Consider the following 16,386-nt stretch of genomic DNA (forward strand, 5'->3'; position numbering starts at 1 on the left):
GGGGGGGGGGGGGGGGGGGCCCGCCCCCCCCCTGGGGGGGGGGGGCCCCACCCCCCCCGGCCGGGGGGGGGGGGGCGGGGGGGGGCCGGGGGGGCCCGGGGGCCCCGCGCCGGGCACGGGGGTGGTGATGCTGACGACCTTCGGCGAGGACGACTACATCCTGCGGGCGCTGGCGGGCGGCGCCTCCGGCTTCCTGGTCAAGTCCGGCGCGCCCGAGGAACTGATCGCCGGGGTGCGCGCGGTGGCCGGGGGCGCCGCCTACCTGTCACCGGCGGTCGCCGCCCGGGTGGTCGCCCATCTCGCGGCGACCGGCGCCGGGACCGCCGCCGGCCGGCGCGCCGCCGCCCGGGAACGGGTGGCCGCCCTGACCGCCCGGGAACGGGAGGTGCTGGTCCATCTGGGGGCCGGGCTGTCCAACGGGCAGATCGCCCGGCGGCTGCATGTGGTGGAAGGCACCGTCAAGGCGCACGTCAGCTCGATCCTGGCCCGTCTGGGGGTGGACAACCGGGCCGCGGCCGCGGTCGTCGCCCACGAGGCGGGCGTGACCGCCGCCCCGGTTTCCCGGGAACCGTGAGTTCTTGAGGAACCGTGACACCGGCCGCAGGGCGAGCGGCAGGAGGAGGAGCCGGGCGGCCGCCGCGACGGCGGCGCCCAGCACGGCCCCGGCCAGGACGTCGTGGGGGTAGTGCGCGCCCACGGCGACGCGCAGGACGCAGGCCAGGACGCCCAGGGGCAGGACGAGCGCGGCGCTCTTGGGCCGCAGCAGGGCCAGGCCGGCCGCGAGCGCGGCGGCGAGGGTGGAGTGGTTGCTGGGGAAGGACCAGTCGCCGGGCGGCGGGCAGGGGTCGACGGTGTCCACCCCGCGCAGGGCCCGGCAGGGCCGTTCCTCGTCGACGAAGGTCTTGAGGACCTCGCTGACGGCGTAGGCGGCGACGGTCGCCGCGCCGGTCAGGAGCACCCCGGCGAGCGGGAGCGCCTCGCGGCGGCGCAGGGCGGTCCAGCCGTGCCACATCAGCAGCAGCCCGAGCACCACCAGGGTTCCCTCGGTGGCCAGGGCGAGGAGCGAGCCCGTCCAGCCCGGGGCGTCGGCCGCCGTGCCGGCGACGGAGCGGTAGAGGGAGGCGGAGGGACCGCCGGTGACCAGAGCCTTGCCCGCGGGGGCCGGTCCGCCCGGGGCCGTCCAGGCCAGCACTCCGGCCGCGGCGGCGAGGAGGCCGGTGGCCGCCGCCGCCCGCGCGCCGGTGCTCCGGGGGCGGTCGGCGCGGTGGTGTCGTGTCACGTGTTCCATGCCGCCGGACGCTACGGTTCCGCACCGGCCCGGCACACGGCCCGAAGGGCACGTTCCCACCCCTGACCTTCGTCGGGGTTGCGCCCGGGCCCCGGAATCCCACCTGACCTGCGAACTGTTTGCAATTACGATAGAGATGCAAGTGAGTCAGTGGTGACGAAGGGATCCGTGAGCACGACGTGCGTACCGCCGACATCCGTACCCGATTCCTGGAGTTCTTCGCGGCGCGCGGCCACACCGTCGTCCCCAGCGCTCCCCTGCCGACGCCCGATCCGACGCTGCTGTTCGTCAACGCGGGCATGGTGCCCTTCAAGCCGTACCTGACGGGCGAGTCGCCCGCTCCCTGGCCGCGGGCGACGAGCGTGCAGAAGTGCGTGCGCACCCTCGACATCGAGGAGGTCGGCCGCACCACGCGGCACGGGTCGTTCTTCCAGATGAACGGCAACTTCTCGTTCGGCGACTACTTCAAGGAAGAGGCGATCGCGCACGCCTGGGAGCTGTCCACGGCGCCGGTCGCCGACGGCGGCTTCGGCCTGGACCCGGCCCGGATCTGGGTGACGGTGCACCACTCCGACGGTGACGCCCGCGGCATCTGGCGGCGCGTCGCCGGGCTGCCCGACGAGCGGATCGTGGCCCGCGGCGACGAGGACAACTTCTGGTCCATGGGCGTCCCGGGGCCCTGCGGGCCCTGTTCCGAGCTGTACTACGACCGGGGCCCGGCCCTCGGCCCCGAGGGCGGCCCGGCCGTCGACGAGGACCGGTACATGGAGTTCTGGAACCTGGTCTTCATGCAGTACGAGCGCGGCGAGGGCCCCGGCAAGTCGGGCTACCCGATCCTCGGGGAACTGCCGCGCCGCAACATCGACACGGGCATGGGCATGGAGCGCATGGCCACCCTCCTCCAGGGGGTGGACAACCTCTACGAGATCGACGAGACCCGCCCGGTCCTCGACCGCGCCGCCGCCCTGGCCGGCACGCGGTACGGCGCGGACGACGGGGCCGACGTGCGACTGCGGGTGGTCGCCGACCACGTCCGCACGGCCCTGATGCTGCTCGCCGACGACACGGTCCCCGGCAACGAGGGCCGGGGGTACGTCCTGCGCCGGATCCTGCGGCGCGCGGTGCGCTCGATGCGGCAGCTCGGTCACGAGGACCCGGTCCTGCCCGAACTGCTCCCGGTGGCCCGGGATTCGATGGCCCCCGGCTACCCGGAGGTGGCCGAGAACTTCGGCCGCATCACCGAGCGGGCCCACGCCGAGGAGGACGCCTTCCGCGAGACCCTCAAGCAGGGCACCACCGTCCTCGACACCGCCGTCGCCGAGGTCAAGGCGGCGGGCGGCCGTTCGCTGCCGGGCAAGCAGGCGTTCCTGCTGCACGACACCTACGGCTTCCCCATCGACCTCACCCTGGAGATGGCCGCCGAGCAGGGCGTGGAGGTGGACCGGGAGGGCTTCACCGCGCTGATGAACGCCCAGCGCGAGCGCGCCCGCGCCGACGCCCGCGCCCGCAAGTCCGCCTCCGCCGACACGGCCGCGCTGCGCTCCGTCCTGGACGAGCACGGACCCACCGACTGGCGGGCCTGGGAGGCGCTGGAGAGCGAGTCCCGCGTCCTGGCCCTGCTCGGCCCGGCCGGTCCCGTGCCGGTGGCGCGCACCGGTGAGATCGTCACCGTCGTCCTGGACCGCACGCCGTTCTACGCCGAGTCCGGCGGCCAGGACAGCGACGCGGGCCGGCTCACGGGCGCGTCCGTGGAGGCCGACGTCCTCGACGTGCAGCGGCCGCTGCCGGGCCTGGTGGCCCATCAGGTGCGCATTACCGCCGGGGAGTTGGCCGCGGGGGACGGAGTGCGCGCGGCGGTCGATCCCGAGTGGCGGCTGGGCGCCAGGCAGGCGCACTCCGGCACGCATGTGCTGCACGCCGCGCTGCGCGAGGTCCTCGGCCCCACGGCCCTGCAGTCCGGCTCCTACAACCGCCCCGGCTACCTGCGCCTCGACTTCCCCTGGCGCGGCGCCCTCGGCCCGGCCCTGCGCGGCGACGTCGAGGAGGCCGCCAACCGAGCCCTGCGCCGCGACCTGCCGGTGGGCGTGCGGTGGATGACCCTGCCGGAGGCCCGGGAAGTGGGTGCCCTGGCCCTGTTCGACGAGACGTACGGCGAGCGGGTGCGCGTGGTCGAGATCGGCGGGCCGTGGTCGCGGGAGCTGTGCGGCGGTACGCACGTGGAGCGCTCCTCGCAGATCGGTGTCGTCTCGGTGGTCTCGGAGTCCTCGGTCGGCTCGGGCATGCGCCGCCTGGAGGCCGCCGTCGGTCTGGAGGGCTTCGACCATCTGGCGCGCGAGCGCGACCTGGTCTCCCGCCTCGCGGAGCAGTTGCAGGCTCCGCGGGCCGAACTCCCCGACCGGGTCGCGGCGTTGCTCGACCGGCTCAAGACCGTCGACCGGGAGAACCAGCGGCTGCGCGCCGGGGCGACCGCCGCCCGGGCGGCCGCGCTGGCGGAGGCGGCCGTGGACGCGGGCGGGGTGCGGGTCGTGACCGCCACGGCCGACGGGGGCGCGGACGCCGGGCGCGCGCTGGCCCTCGCCGTCCGGGACCGGCTGCCCGCCGGTTCGCCGGGTGTCGTCGCCGTCGGCGGCGGCACCGGCACGCTCGTGGTCGCCCTCAACCGCGCCGCGCGCGAACGCGGCCTGTCCGCCTCGGCTCTCGTCAAGCGGCTCCTCGACGGGCGGGGCGGTGGATCGCCGGACGTCGCCCAGGGCGGTGGAGTGCCGGAGGGGCGGATTTCGGGGGTGTTGGGGGATGTGGCGCGGGTGGTTGTGGAGGGGTAGGGGGGAGGGGGTGTGCGGTGGGGCGGGAGCGCGGCGTGGTTGTTGCCCCGGTCCCTCCCCCGGAGGGGGCACCCCCATTTCACCGTTTCCCGGGGCAAGCCCCGGACCCGGCGCCGCGCTGCGCGCGACGGGCGGGGCTCTGCCCCCCGCTTCCTCACTGCTCCGCCCCTGGCCCCGCTTCGGGGTCCGCCCCGGACCCCGCAACCGCGCTCCGCGCGGTTGTCCTCAAGCGCCGGACGAACTGGGGCGGTGCGGCTTCGCCGCAGGTCCTCGTCCGCACCAGGTGCGTCCCGGCCGGGAGTCCGGGCGGGGCACGCAGTTGGCGTGGACGGACGACCGGCCCGGGTTCCCGTCCGGGGCTTCCCCCCTTCGGCTTTGAGGACAGCGCCTGCAACGGCGCTTCGGGCTGCAGGGGCAGCACCCTCGGTTCGGGGGGGCCGGGGGGCGAACTTGCAGGGGCAGCCCGCCACGTGCCCGTAGGCGAAGCCCGGTCAGGGGTGCAGGGGGCGGAGCCCCCGCCTCCGCGTGAAGCGCGGGCCCGGCGCGACCCGCGCCAGCGGGTTACGAAGGGGCGCAGCCCCTGCGGAAACGGTGAAATGGGGGTGCCCCCTCCGGGGGAGAGGCCGGGGCGGACAACCAAAGCACCCCATCCACCCCGCCCCCTACTCCAGCCAGAACGCCGCCCCCGCCCTCCACCGCGCGAACAACTCCCCGTCCCCCCGCACCTCGACACGTCCCTCCGGCACGGGCCGCCCGTACATCAGCAGGAGCAGGTCCGTCGCGCCACCGCGCACGCTCACCGCGGCATCGCCGCCGCCCCGCCGCCACACCGGCGACGGCCCGGTCAGGTCCACGAACCACTCCGCCCCCTCCCCCGCCGAGAAGTGCAGCGTCCACCCGGGCCCCCTCAGGGGCGGCGCCTCGGGGGACGTGGAGAAGCCGATCCACTCGTCGAGGGCGTCCACCCCCGCCCAGCCGTCCAGTGCGTACCGCGCCCCGGTCGCGAACGCCGCGTCCGCCCGGTGCACCGCCGTCTCGTGGGCCATCCGCCGGGCCCAGAACGCCGTGGTCCCGCCCGGGCCCGCGGTCCACACCGTCGTGTCCGGGCCGGCCTCCCGCAGCGTGGCGGCGAGGTGCCCGGCGTTCTCGGCGCAGCGGGCGGCGAGGGCGGCCGGGTCCTCGTCGTCGGGGCCGGCGACGTCGTTGACCTGGTCCTCGGGGACGGGGGTGAGGGCTCGGGCCGCGACGACTCCCGTGGCCCAGGCGTGCGTTCCGGCCAGGTGCCGGAGCAGGTTCCCCAGGTTCCATCCGGGGCAGGTGGGAATGGGGGTGTCGGTCGCGGCGTGTGCGACGTGGGTCAGCAACAGATCTGTCTGGGACAGGATTTGCTCGCAGTGACGTTCGAAGTCCGAAGAGACGGAGGCCATCTCCTCACCGTACACCGGGGAGTTGACCTCAAGGCTCCTTGAACCGGCACGGTGAATCACCGAACCACACATCTCCCGGCACGAGGAAGTGATGGACATGCGTCCCCCGGCTGCGCGGTGAGGACCCCCCGGAGGCGCGCGTGCGGGAGCTCCTCCATCTCAGCCTCACCCGCTGGCTGGCGCTCATGCCGGACTTCAAGGACCGGATGAGCATGCGCACCGGGCTGGAGGTCCGCGTACCCTTCTGCGACCACCGCCTGGTCGCCTGTCCGTGGAACGTGCCCTGGCGCTTCAAGGCCCCGGGCGGCCTGGTCAAGGGCCTGCTGTGCGACGCCATGGCCGGTGCCGTGCCGGAGGAGGTCCTGCGCCGGCGCAAGACGTCCTTCCCGGTCGACGCCCACCCCGGTTACGAGAGCGCGCTCCGCGAGGAGCTCCGGGCCGAGCCGGCCGACCCCGGCTCGCCGCTCGCGCCCCTGGTCGACCGCCGCGCCCTGGAGTCGCTCCTGCGTCGCGGCGCCCCGCCACGGGGCGTGTGGCGCACGGCGGACACGTTCGCGACGCTGCTGCAGATCGCGGCGTGGCTGCGCGTGTACCGGGTCGGCCTGCTCTGACGCGGTCGCGCCCGGGCCGGAGTGCGCGGCCGCCTCGCCCGTCCGGTCCCCGGACAGGCGCCCGGTCCGCCGGGAAGGTAAGCAGGAGACATGCGCCGTACGCACCGGACGTCCGGGTTCGGGGAGGGCCGGCACCGCCGTCCCGCGCTGCTGGCCGTGCCCCTCGGCCTGATCGTGGTGATCATGGTGCTGGACCTGCTGACCGGGCCGGAGATCCACCTGGGCCCGCTGCTGGTCGTGGCACCGGCCCTGACGGCCGCGTTCGCGGGCCCGCTGGCGACCGGCGGCGTCGCGGTGCTGGCCGTGATCGCCCAGCTCGTGCTGGCGATGTCCCTCGGCGGGCTGACCACGTCCAACCACGAGGCGCAGTTGGCCGCCCTCGTCGCGATCTCCGGCTTCGTCGTGGTCTTCCGCTACGCGCACGAGCGCCACCTGCGGGAGCTGAACCAGGTGCGCTCGGTGGCCGACGTGACCCAGTCCGTGCTGCTGCGGCCGCTGCCGGAGCGCAGCGGCCCGCTGCGGATCGCGTCCTTCTACGTGGCCGCCGAGGAGGAGGCGCGGATCGGCGGCGACCTGTACGCGGCCGCGCGCAGCCGGCGGGGCACCCGGCTGATCATCGGTGACGTGCGCGGCAAGGGCCTGACGGCCGTGGGGGACGCCGCGCTGCTGCTCGGGGCCTTCCGCGCGGCCGCCCACCGTGTGCCCCCGCTGCCCCGGCTGGTGGCGCACCTGCAGAACACCGTGTACTGGGACGCGGCGGATCCGGAGGCGGGGCCGGACGCCTCCGAGACGTTCGTGACGGCCGCGGTGCTGGAGATCCCCGACGAGGAGCCCACGCTCGAACTGATCAGCTGCGGCCACCTCCCGCCGCTGCTGCTGCGCGACGGGAGGGCCACCCCGCTGGCGGTCCGTGACCCGGCGCTCCCCCTGGGGCTGGGTGAGGCGGACGTGACGGAGGACGACTACGCGGCCGAGGTCTTCGCCTTCCGCCCCGGTGACCTGCTGCTGCTCTACACGGACGGTGCCGTGGAGACCCGGGACGCGCGGGGCCGTTTCTACCCGCTGGCCGAGCGGGTCGCCGCCTGGCGGGAGGCGGACCCCCAGCGGCTGGTGCGCCGCATCCACGACGACCTGCTGGCGCACGCGGGCGGGGCGCTGGACGACGACGTCGCCGTCATCGCGGTCGAGCGCGGCGGCTGAGCGGTCGTCCCGTTCAGGCCCCGGCCGCCGGTGCGGGCTCCTGGCCGAAGACCCAGGGCGCCAGCACCACGACCCAGCCGTCCGGGTCCTCGAACAGCACGGCGCCGTGGTCGGTCCAGTAGGGGTTGGCCGCCGCGACCGGGCGGTGTCCGCGCTCCTCCAGGCGGCGCACCGCCGCGTCCCGTGCCCCGGTGCCGCGCAGGTAGAGCACCAGCTGGTTCTCCGGGTCGGGGGCGGGGATGCTCGGCCGGGTGCCGTGCTGGGTGATCTCCATCTGGACGGGGGTGCCGGGCAGGCCGAAGACGACGCCGTCGTAGCCCGCGTGGCCGCGGAAGGAGGCGAGCACGGGCAGGCCGAGGTCGTCCCCGTAGAAGGCCGTGATGGCCTCGTAGTTGGCGGTGGGGCGCGCGAACCGGACGGCGCCCACGGCGAGATGCTCGGGCCAGGTGTGTTCCATACGCCCACCCTGTCACACCGGCCCCACCAGCCTCTTCCGTCATGCGTCCTTGCCCTGCCTGGGTCCTCCGGCCTAGGCCGTTCTACCTGCCCCGGGCAGGGCCGTCCCCCGTCCCCGACGCGGCCAGGACCGCGTCCGCCACGTGGTCGCGGAACCAGCGGTGCCCCGGATCGGCCGAGTTGCGGGGGTGCCAGGCCATTCCGATGTCGAGGGAGGGCAGGTCGAGGGGGATGGGGAAGGTGCGCAGTCCCAGTGCGGCGATGGTGCCGGGGAGCCAGTCGGCCACGGTGAGCGCGACGAGGTCGGTGTCCCGGGCGAGCATCATGGCGCTCGTGTGGCTGGGGACGACGGCTGCGATCCGGCGTCGCAGTCCGAGTTCCGCGAGCGCGCTGTCGATGGGACCGAGGCGCTTGCCGAGCCGGGAGACGCCGATGTGGTCGGCGGCGGCGAACCGGCGGGCGTCGATCCGTCCGTCGAAGAGGGGATGGCCGCCGCGGGCGATGCCGACCGGCGTCATCCGGGTGAGCGGCCGGGTCCGGATCTCCGGGTCCAGGTTTCCGAGGACGCCGAGTTCGACGTCCACCCGGCCCTGCCGCAACGCGGGGCCGCCCTCCACCGCCTCCGGCAGGAAGACCACGTCCACGTGCGGGGCCTGCGCGTGGATCCGGTCGGTCAGGCTCCCGGCCAGTCCCACCAGGAGCAGGTCGGTGGCCTGCACGGTGAAGGTGCGCCGCAGGCGCGCGGCGTCGAAACCGGCCCCCGGCCGCAGGACGTTGTCGCAGCCGCGCAGCAACGCGCCCACCTCCTCCCGGAGTTCGACGGCGCGCGGGGTCGGGACCATCCCCTGGCCCGCGCGGACCAGCAGGGGGTCGCCGACGGTCCGGCGGAGCCGGGCCAGGGTCCGGCTGACCGCCGCGGGGGACGTGCCGAGTCGCTCGGCGGCGCGGGTCACGCTGTTCTCCTGGAGCAGGGCGTCCAGGACGCGCAGCAGGTTGAGATCCATGGGCACTCCTGAACTGCGGCTTTACGGATGGGGCAATGATTCGATGCCCATCTTTGCATTGCTCCGGGCACCCCCTCGCGCCGAGAGTGGAGATGCCCGCGAACGACGCGCGGCATCCCCTTCCGCCCCGTCAGAGGAGTCCTCTGTGCAGCAGTCCCCCCGCGCCGGCCGGGACGGCGACGTCCTGGCCGTGGTCAGCCAGAGCGGACCGACCGTCTCGTTCTTCGACGCCGCCTCCGACCGGTACCTCGGTGCGGTCGCGGTTCCCGCGGAGCCGCACGAGTTGTGCTTCGATCCGGCACAGCGGCTGCTGTGGTGCGCGACGACGTACCGCTCGGGCTACTACCACGCGAACAGCGGCCGGCGCACCGAGCTGACCGTCATCGACCCCGACACGCGCAGCATCGTCGAGATCGTCGACCTCCACCCGGAACACGGCCCGCACGGGCTGGCGTTGGACACCGCGCGTCAGCTCCTCTACGTCAGCGTGGAGAGCTCGGACGACCGGCCCGGCGGTGTCGTCGTGATCGACACGCGGACCCGTCGTCCCGTCGGCCGGATCGACACGGACGCGCCCGGCCCGCACTGGTTCGCCGTCGACCCGGCGGGGAGGACGGGTTACGCCACCAACAAGGAGGCGCCGTTCGTCTCGGTCGTCGATCTCCGACGGGGAACGCTCACCGCGAAGGCCGAAGTGCCGGGCAGCGAGGGGCTCGCCGTCTCCGCCGACGGCGCGCACATCTTCGTCGCCGCGCCCTACGGTTCCTTCTCCGGCGCCGACGAGGAGCGGCCGGTGCCGGGGATCCGGGTCATCGACGCCCGCACGGCGACCGTCGTCGACACCCTGCCCACGGAGGGCGTCGTCCTGCCGGTGCACCTGACATCGACCGGCAGGCTGCTCGTCGGCGAACTGGCCATGGAACCCGACCCGGTGTCCCGGCTGGGACGCCACGCGCCGGGCCGCCTCACGGTGTTCTCCGCCGACACCCACAAGCGCCTGGGCGACATCGAGGTCGGGCTCTTCCCGCTGACCATCACCTCGTCGCCCGACGGCCGGATCGCCTACGTGGCGTGCGTCGTCTCGTCCACCGTCGACGTCGTCGACCTGGAGACGCTGCGGCGCCTGGCGAGGCTGGACGTCCCCAGACTCGGCGAGGCGGGCGCCCACGGCCTGGCCTACGTCCCCCGCCCGGCCTGACCCGGTTCCCGGACACGACCGCCCGGTCCCCCACGACCGGGCGGTTCGCCGTCCGGGGGCCGCCCGCCCCGGCGTCGCCCCCGACCACGGCGGCCGCAGGGGCGGAGGGGACATGGCCGGGGCCGTGGAGCGGGTGGGGGTTCCCCGGCGGGCGCCTATGTGGCAGTGCTGGGCGCGGGGGCCGCCGGGCTGACGGCGGCGCACGAACGCGCCGAGCGGGGCTTCGAGGCGACGGTCCACGAACGCCGCCCCGTCCCCGGCGGCGGGACGGTGCACGGCAACCGGGCGGTGCGGGCGTGTTACCTCTTCGTCTCCTTGAGGGCCACCCCGGTGCCGCCGTCACCGGGCAGCTTCTCGTTGGGGCAGGTCTTCAGGACGCGGGCCATCGCGTCCTTCTCCCCCTGGTGGACGGCCAGCCCGTACTTCTTCTTCACCGCGATCTGACGGGCCACGTAGGTGCACTGGTAAGCGGTGTTGCCCGGAAGCCACTTGGAGGCGTCCTTGTCGGACTTCTGGCCGTTGGCCGGTCCGTCGGCCGCTATCAGGTTGAGCGGGTCGTTGGCCAGTGCCTCGCGCTGCCGCTGGCTGATCTTCTGCGCGCCGGAGACCCAGGCCTGGCCGAGGGCGACGACGTGGTCGATCTGCACGGCGGAGGACGTGCCCGTCCCGCGCTGGAACTTTATCTTCTTGCCGGTGTAGGGGTCGTCGAGCGTGCCGGAGGCGACGACGCAGGACGACGAGCCGTCGTTGCGGGGGCTCTTGAGGTCGCGGGCCAGGATGTCATTGCGGGTGTCGCAGCGGTTGCCGGAGCCGGGGGCGTCGGTCTTGTCGGACCAGGCGCGGCCGAACTTGCCCTCGCGGTCGTAGCCGGACTTGGCCGCGGGCTGCTTCACGCTCAGCGTGTCCAGCGCCGCCCGCGCGGTGCCGTTGGCGGCCTTGCCCTCGGCCTTGTCGTCCTTGGACCCCGAGCACCCTGTCACGACGACGGCGAGCAGCACGGCGGTGCACACGGCACCGGGGGTACGGGATTTCACGGGGCCTCACTTCTGCGTTGCGGATCGGTGTGCTCGTAAATGATCACTTATGCGACCCGGTGAGTCACATCGGCAGCGGGTGGGACACTTCTTGTCTAGCAACGGGAACCGGCAACTCGGTATCCGCCGAATGGAGTTGGCGGGTGGCTCCGGCGCGCGTTCAGTCGGTGCGGATCGCGGCGGTGACCGCGACTGCGGCGTAACGCATCGTGAAGCCGCCCCCCATCGCGTCGACGGCGGCACCGGTGCGCGTGAGCAGTTCCCGCAGCGCGGACGGGGCGAGCCGGCCCGCGAGCCCGCTGGTGGGCAGCTGGTCCAGCCACTCGTCGCGGCTGTACGGGCGCTCCCAGCCGACGCTCCACCGCTCGGGCTCGCCGAACGCGCCCGCCCGCCGCATGCCGTCGGCCGCCCTGGCCCACAGGGGCCCCTCCGAGGCGTCCGCCGCCCAGGGGTTGACCGGCGCGTCCGGCATGACCCGGCGGTGGATCCCGGCGAAGACCTCCGCGACCTCGGGCGAGGGCCGGAACACGTTCCAGAACACCGCCAGCCGGCCGCCGGGCCGCAGCACGGAGGCCGCCTTGGCCGCTCCCGCGACCGGGTCGATCCAGTGCCAGGTCTGCGCGGCGACGACCGCGTCGAACGAACGGCCGCCGGCGTCCCAGGACTCGAAGGGCGCCACCTCGGCCCGCAGCCCGTCGCGCCGCGCGAAGCCGGCCATCCGCGCGTCGGCGTCGACGCCGAGCACCCGGCACCCGGCCGCCCGGAACTGCCGGGAGGCGATGCCGGTGCCGCAGCCGACGTCGAGGACGTCGGGGCCGGGACTGCCCGCGACGATCCGCTCCACCAGGGCGTCGGGATAGCGGGGCCGGGCCCGGTCGTAGCGTTCGGCGTCCGATCCGAACGACTCGGCCATTTCGCGGTGTTGATGCGGCGCGGGTGCGGAATGATCGGACAGCGGAGCGCGCTCCGGCGGTATAGTGGGCATGCGCCCACTATCGTGGGCGCGCGCCCACTCGTCAACGGCTGGGCGGGGCGAGCGACATGAAGGAGATCCGTGCCGACAGGAGTGGCCATCCGTGATCCCCGGCGGCAGTTGTTCGCCGCCGCCGAACGCGTCCTGCTCCGCGACGGGCCCAACGCGCTCACCAGCCGGGCGGTCACCACCGAGGCGGGCTGCGCCAAGGGCGTCCTGCACCGGCACTTCGCCGACTTCGACGCCTTCCTCGCCGACCTCGTGCGCGACCACGTCGCCCGCCTCGACGAACAGGCCGCCACCCTGCGCGCGGCCGCCGGGACCGGCAGCGTCGCCGGCAACCTGGCCGGCGCGCTGACGACGCTGTTCGAGTCGGTCGCCGTCGCGATCGTCGGCCTCGTCACCTCCCGCGACGAGCTGCGCGCCCGGCTGCGCCGGGCCACGCCGGCCGGGGTCCCGCTCCTGACGGAGGCGACGGCCGTGCTCGCGGGCTACCTCACCGCCGAGCGCGCGCTCGGCCGCATCGCGGAGGACGCCGACGTCACCGCCCTGGCTCCCGCGCTGATCGGCACCGGCCACCTGCTCTTCGCCGACCGGAAGGGCACGCCGCCGCGGGCCGAGGCCGTCCGCCAAGCCGTGGAGACGGTGATCACCGGCGCCTTGCGGTAAGGGCCGTCCCGGACGGGCCGAAACTCCCTGTTCCCCTCCCGTACCGCCCGGCGTCACAGTGAGGCCACTGCCCCTTCGGCACGTCCCGCTGTCCTGGGGGCGCTTCTTCCGCTTCCGTCCCCCGACACCGCAGAGGTCACCTTGCCCATGGGAGAGATAGACCGCCGGCGCTTCCTCCAACTGGCCGGCGGGACAGCCGCCTTCGCCGCCCTGTCGGAGAGCATCGCCCGCGCCGCCGCCATCCCCGCCCGCCGGCGCACCGGCACCGTCCAGGATGTCGAGCACATCGTCGTCCTGATGCAGGAGAACCGGTCCTTCGACCACTACTTCGGCTCGCTGAGGGGGGTGCGCGGCTTCGGCGACCCGCATCCCGTGACCCTGCCGAGCGGCAGGTCCGTGTGGCACCAGTCGGACGGGATCCGCGACATCCTGCCGTTCCGGCCCGAGGCGGACGACCTGGGGATGCAGTTCCTCCAGGACCTCAACCACGACTGGGCGGGCGGCCAACGGGCCTTCAACAAGGGCAGGTACGACCGGTGGGTACCCGCCAAGACCGCGACGACCATGGCGTACCTCACGCGCGAGGACATCCCGTTCCACTACGCGCTCGCCGACGCGTTCACCGTCTGCGACGCGTACCACTGCTCGTTCATCGGCTCCACCGACCCCAACCGCTACTACCTGTGGACCGGGTACACGGGCAACGACGGCAAGGGCGGCGGCCCGGTGCTGGGCAACGAGGAGGCCGGCTACGGCTGGACGACGTACCCCGAGCGCCTGGAGAAGGCCGGCATTTCCTGGAAGGTCTACCAGGACGCCGGCGACGGCCTGGACGCCGCCGGCCACTGGGGCTGGACGAACGACCCCTACATCGGCAACTACGGCGACAACTCCCTGCTCTACTTCAACGCCTACCGCAACGCCAAGCCCGGCGACCCGCTCCATGAGAAGGCGCGCACCGGCACCAGCGCCAAGAAGGGCGAGGGCCCCTTCGACGTCCTCAGAGCCGACGTGAAGGCCCGCAGGCTGCCGCAGATCTCCTGGATCGCCGCCCCCGAGGCGTTCTCCGAGCACCCCAACTGGCCGGTCAACTACGGCGCCTGGTACATCGCGCAGGTCCTGGACGCGCTCACCTCCGACCCCGAGGTGTGGAGCCGGACGGCGCTGTTCATCACCTACGACGAGAACGACGGCTTCTTCGACCACGCCGTCCCGCCGTACCCGCCGGCCGACGCCGGCCGGGGCCGCTCCACCGCCGACGTCTCGGCCGACCTCTTCAAGGGCGACCTCGGACACGTCGCGGGCCCCTACGGGCTCGGCCAGCGCGTGCCGATGCTCGTCGTCTCGCCCTGGAGCACCGGCGGCTACGTGTGCTCCGAGGTCTTCGACCACACCTCGGTCATCCGCTTCATGGAGCGGCGCTTCGGCGTGCGCGAACCGAACGTCTCGCCCTGGCGCCGGGCCGTGTGCGGCGATCTGACCTCGGCCTTCGACTTCAGCCGGGCGCAGACGGAGCCGGCGGCGCTGCCGTCCACGGCCGGGTACGAGCCGCCGGACCGCGAGCGCCACCCCGACTACGTCCCCGAGCCGCCCGCCGTCGGCACCCTCCCCCGCCAGGAGCCGGGCACCCGTCCCGCGCGGCCGCTGCGCTACGCCCCGTCCGCCGACGCCGCGCCCGACCCGGCCACGGGCAAGGTCACCCTGACGTTCGGCGGCGGCGCGGAGGCGGGCGCGCAGTTCCTGGTCACGTCCGGCAACCGGACGGACGGGCCGTGGACGTACACCGCCGAGGCGGGCAAGCGGATCGCGGACACCTGGAACACGGCGTACTCCCGCGGCGTCTATGACCTGACGGTGCACGGCCCGAACGGATTCTTCCGGACCTTCCGCGGGGAGGGGAAGACGGCCGGCCCCGAGGTGACCGCCCGCCATGTCGCAGCCACCGGCCATCTGGAACTGACCCTGACCAACCCCGGCCCGCGCCCCCGCCACCTCACGGTGACCTGCGCGTACGGCACCCCGGCCGAGACGCTGACGATCGGTCCCGGCGCCACCGTGCGGCACGCGGTGCGGCCGCGCGCCGCCGGGCGCTGGTACGACGTGACGGTGACCTCCCAGGAGGACCCCGCCTTCCGGCGCGGCTTCGCCGGGCACGTGGAGACCGGGGCCTCGGGCGTGAGCGACCCGGCCCTCGGCCGGCGCTGAGCGCTCCGCCGGCAGTGCCGCGCCGGGTCGTCGATCGGCTGCGGCGCCGTCGTGGCCGGTCGCGCCCCACGCGGCGGAGCCGCACGGCGAAAGGGCACCACGCCCCTTCGGGGCGCTGCCGAACCACAGCGGACTTCGCCCGGCCCGCTCAGCCGGGCTCCGGCCACCCGCCCGTGCGCCACAGATGGGTGATGGCCCGGGCGATCTCCCGGGACTCCGGCGCGCTGACGCGGCCGGGGTCCCCGCCGGCCGCGGCGAGGTCGTCCAGGAAACGGCCCACCGCGGCCCGGCCCACCCGGGCGAGGGTGGTGGCGTGGTGACGCCCCACCAGCCCGGTGGCGCGCAGCTCGCCCTCGTCCCGTCCGGTCAGCCGGGCGGACAGGGCGAGGAAGCCGGGGTACTCGTCCCGCTCCATGACCTCCTTTTGTAGCGGAACTCCCGTACCGGGAGAAGACGGTGTCCGCCGGCCCCGGACCGGAATCCGTGCTGCCGCGCGGGCATACCCCACGGAACCAAGGGCAGGAGCGCACCGAACCGAACACCCGACAAGGAGGGCGCACGTGACCAGCACAGGCGTGACGCGAACGGCGACAGCCACGCGGAACGGCACTGCGACGTGCGGGCCCGTCGGTGCCGACCTGCCGCAGGTGGACGACGCGGGGGCGGTCGACCCGCGTGACGCCCGGGCCCTGACCTCGCTCTTCCTCCACCGCCTGGCGGTCCTGGAGGAGGGCACGCACGAGTACCAGTACGTCCGCAACACGCTCATCGAGATGAACCTGTCCCTGGTCCGCTTCGTCGCCGGCCGCTTTCGCAACCGGGCGGACCAGATGGAGGACATCGTCCAGGTGGGGACGATCGGACTGATCAAGGCGATCGACCGGTTCGACCTGACGCGCGAGGTCGAGTTCACCACCCTCGCCATCCCCTACATCACGGGCGAGATCAAACGCTTCTTCCGCGACACCAGTTGGGCGGTGCACGTCCCCCGCAGACTCCAGGAGCTGCGGGTCGAGCTCGTCAAGGCGACCGAGGAACTCTCCGGCCGGCTGGGCCGCTCCCCCACCGTGCGGGAGCTGGCCGGGGCGCTGGACCTGACCGGGGAGGAGGTGATCGAGGCCCAGGTCGCCGGCAACGGCTACACCGCCCACTCCCTCGACGCGCCGGCCGAGACCGGCCCCCGCGGCCCCGACCGTCCGCGCGCGTGGTCCGACCGCATCGGCGCCGCCGACGAGGGCCTGGAGAAGGCCGAGTCCCTCCAGGACCTCAAGCCGCTCATCCGGGAACTCGACGACCGGGAGCGGCTGATGCTGGAGCTGCGCTTCGGCCAGGAGCTGACGCAGTCACAGATCGGCGCCCGCCTGGGCATCTCCCAGATGCACGTCTCCCGGCTGCTCGGCCGCACCCTCGCCCGGCTGCGCACGCGCATGCTCGCCCAGGGATGAGCGCGGCGTCCGCGGCGGGCCGCGCGGAGGGGACCTCCGGCGGGGTTGACCGCG

The 16,386-nt window shown here is 74.5% G+C and carries 13 protein-coding genes and 3 pseudogenes; 9 read left to right on the forward strand and 7 right to left on the reverse strand.

The window, feature by feature from the left end; genetic code table 11:
* Positions 1-109: 109 nt before the first annotated feature.
* A pseudogene (locus I5Q34_RS24245) lies at positions 110-574 on the forward strand (LuxR C-terminal-related transcriptional regulator); the annotation flags it as partial.
* 63 nt (positions 575-637) lie between these two features.
* Here I5Q34_RS24245 and I5Q34_RS35850 read toward each other — a convergent pair.
* Positions 638-1,288 (reverse strand): annotated as a pseudogene (locus I5Q34_RS35850) (phosphatase PAP2 family protein); the annotation flags it as partial.
* Between the two features lie 179 nt (positions 1,289-1,467).
* Here I5Q34_RS35850 and alaS point away from each other — a divergent pair.
* A complete protein-coding gene (gene alaS / locus I5Q34_RS24255) occupies positions 1,468-4,110 on the forward strand; it encodes an alanine--tRNA ligase (protein ID WP_199894509.1) in 2,643 nt (880 codons plus the stop codon).
* Between the two features lie 662 nt (positions 4,111-4,772).
* Here the strand turns inward: alaS and I5Q34_RS24260 are convergent.
* Entirely contained in the window at positions 4,773-5,537 is a 765-nt protein-coding gene (locus tag I5Q34_RS24260) for a maleylpyruvate isomerase family mycothiol-dependent enzyme (RefSeq protein WP_199894510.1), read from the reverse strand.
* 110 nt (positions 5,538-5,647) lie between these two features.
* On the opposite strand from I5Q34_RS24260, the gene I5Q34_RS24265 reads away from it, so the two are divergent.
* Positions 5,648-6,148 (forward strand): asparagine synthase C-terminal domain-containing protein, encoded by a 501-nt coding sequence (locus I5Q34_RS24265; protein ID WP_199894563.1) that lies wholly within the window; start codon positions 5,648-5,650, stop codon positions 6,146-6,148.
* Between the two features lie 90 nt (positions 6,149-6,238).
* The gene (locus I5Q34_RS24270) at positions 6,239-7,348 is read left to right on the forward strand and encodes a PP2C family protein-serine/threonine phosphatase (RefSeq protein WP_199894511.1); all 1,110 of its coding nucleotides are present in this window, start codon (positions 6,239-6,241) and stop codon (positions 7,346-7,348) included.
* Positions 7,349-7,361: 13 nt separating this feature from the next.
* Here the strand turns inward: I5Q34_RS24270 and I5Q34_RS24275 are convergent, their stop codons facing one another.
* Positions 7,362-7,805: a VOC family protein gene (locus I5Q34_RS24275; protein WP_199894512.1), complete on the reverse strand. Its 444-nt coding sequence runs from the start codon at positions 7,803-7,805 to the stop codon at positions 7,362-7,364.
* An 82-nt stretch (positions 7,806-7,887) separates the two neighbouring features.
* Entirely contained in the window at positions 7,888-8,808 is a 921-nt protein-coding gene (locus tag I5Q34_RS24280; RefSeq protein ID WP_199894513.1) for a LysR family transcriptional regulator, read from the reverse strand.
* Between the two features lie 145 nt (positions 8,809-8,953).
* Between I5Q34_RS24280 and I5Q34_RS24285 the strand changes: the two genes are divergently transcribed.
* Together I5Q34_RS24285 and I5Q34_RS24290 are read left to right on the forward strand one after the other, a co-directional pair.
* Positions 8,954-10,006: a YncE family protein gene (locus tag I5Q34_RS24285; protein WP_199894514.1), complete on the forward strand. Its 1,053-nt coding sequence runs from the start codon at positions 8,954-8,956 to the stop codon at positions 10,004-10,006.
* Positions 10,007-10,171: 165 nt separating this feature from the next.
* Positions 10,172-10,279 (forward strand): annotated as a pseudogene (locus tag I5Q34_RS24290) (NAD(P)-binding protein); the annotation flags it as partial.
* Positions 10,280-10,305: 26 nt separating this feature from the next.
* Here I5Q34_RS24290 and I5Q34_RS24295 read toward each other — a convergent pair.
* Together I5Q34_RS24295 and I5Q34_RS24300 are read right to left on the reverse strand one after the other, a co-directional pair.
* Positions 10,306-11,040 carry an HNH endonuclease family protein gene (locus I5Q34_RS24295; RefSeq protein ID WP_199894515.1) on the reverse strand — a complete coding sequence of 245 codons (735 nt, stop codon included), beginning with the start codon at positions 11,038-11,040 and terminating at the stop codon, positions 10,306-10,308.
* A 160-nt stretch (positions 11,041-11,200) separates the two neighbouring features.
* Positions 11,201-12,025, reverse strand: a complete 825-nt coding sequence (locus I5Q34_RS24300) for a class I SAM-dependent methyltransferase (RefSeq protein ID WP_199894516.1) — start codon at positions 12,023-12,025, stop codon at positions 11,201-11,203.
* A 69-nt stretch (positions 12,026-12,094) separates the two neighbouring features.
* Between I5Q34_RS24300 and I5Q34_RS24305 the strand changes: the two genes are divergently transcribed.
* Positions 12,095-12,682 carry a TetR/AcrR family transcriptional regulator gene (locus I5Q34_RS24305; RefSeq protein WP_199894517.1) on the forward strand — a complete coding sequence of 196 codons (588 nt, stop codon included), beginning with the start codon at positions 12,095-12,097 and terminating at the stop codon, positions 12,680-12,682.
* A 147-nt stretch (positions 12,683-12,829) separates the two neighbouring features.
* The gene (locus I5Q34_RS24310) at positions 12,830-14,887 is read left to right on the forward strand and encodes a phosphocholine-specific phospholipase C (RefSeq protein WP_199894518.1); all 2,058 of its coding nucleotides are present in this window, start codon (positions 12,830-12,832) and stop codon (positions 14,885-14,887) included.
* Between the two features lie 148 nt (positions 14,888-15,035).
* Here the strand turns inward: I5Q34_RS24310 and I5Q34_RS24315 are convergent, their stop codons facing one another.
* Complete coding sequence (locus I5Q34_RS24315) at positions 15,036-15,302, reverse strand: hypothetical protein (protein ID WP_199894519.1); 267 nt, start codon at positions 15,300-15,302, stop codon at positions 15,036-15,038.
* A gap of 145 nt (positions 15,303-15,447) precedes the next feature.
* Between I5Q34_RS24315 and I5Q34_RS24320 the strand changes: the two genes are divergently transcribed.
* Entirely contained in the window at positions 15,448-16,332 is an 885-nt protein-coding gene (locus I5Q34_RS24320; protein WP_199894520.1) for a SigB/SigF/SigG family RNA polymerase sigma factor, read from the forward strand.
* Positions 16,333-16,386 lie beyond the last annotated feature (54 nt).

Source organism: Streptomyces sp. AV19, assembly GCF_015999245.1.
GTDB lineage: Bacteria > Actinomycetota > Actinomycetes > Streptomycetales > Streptomycetaceae > Streptomyces.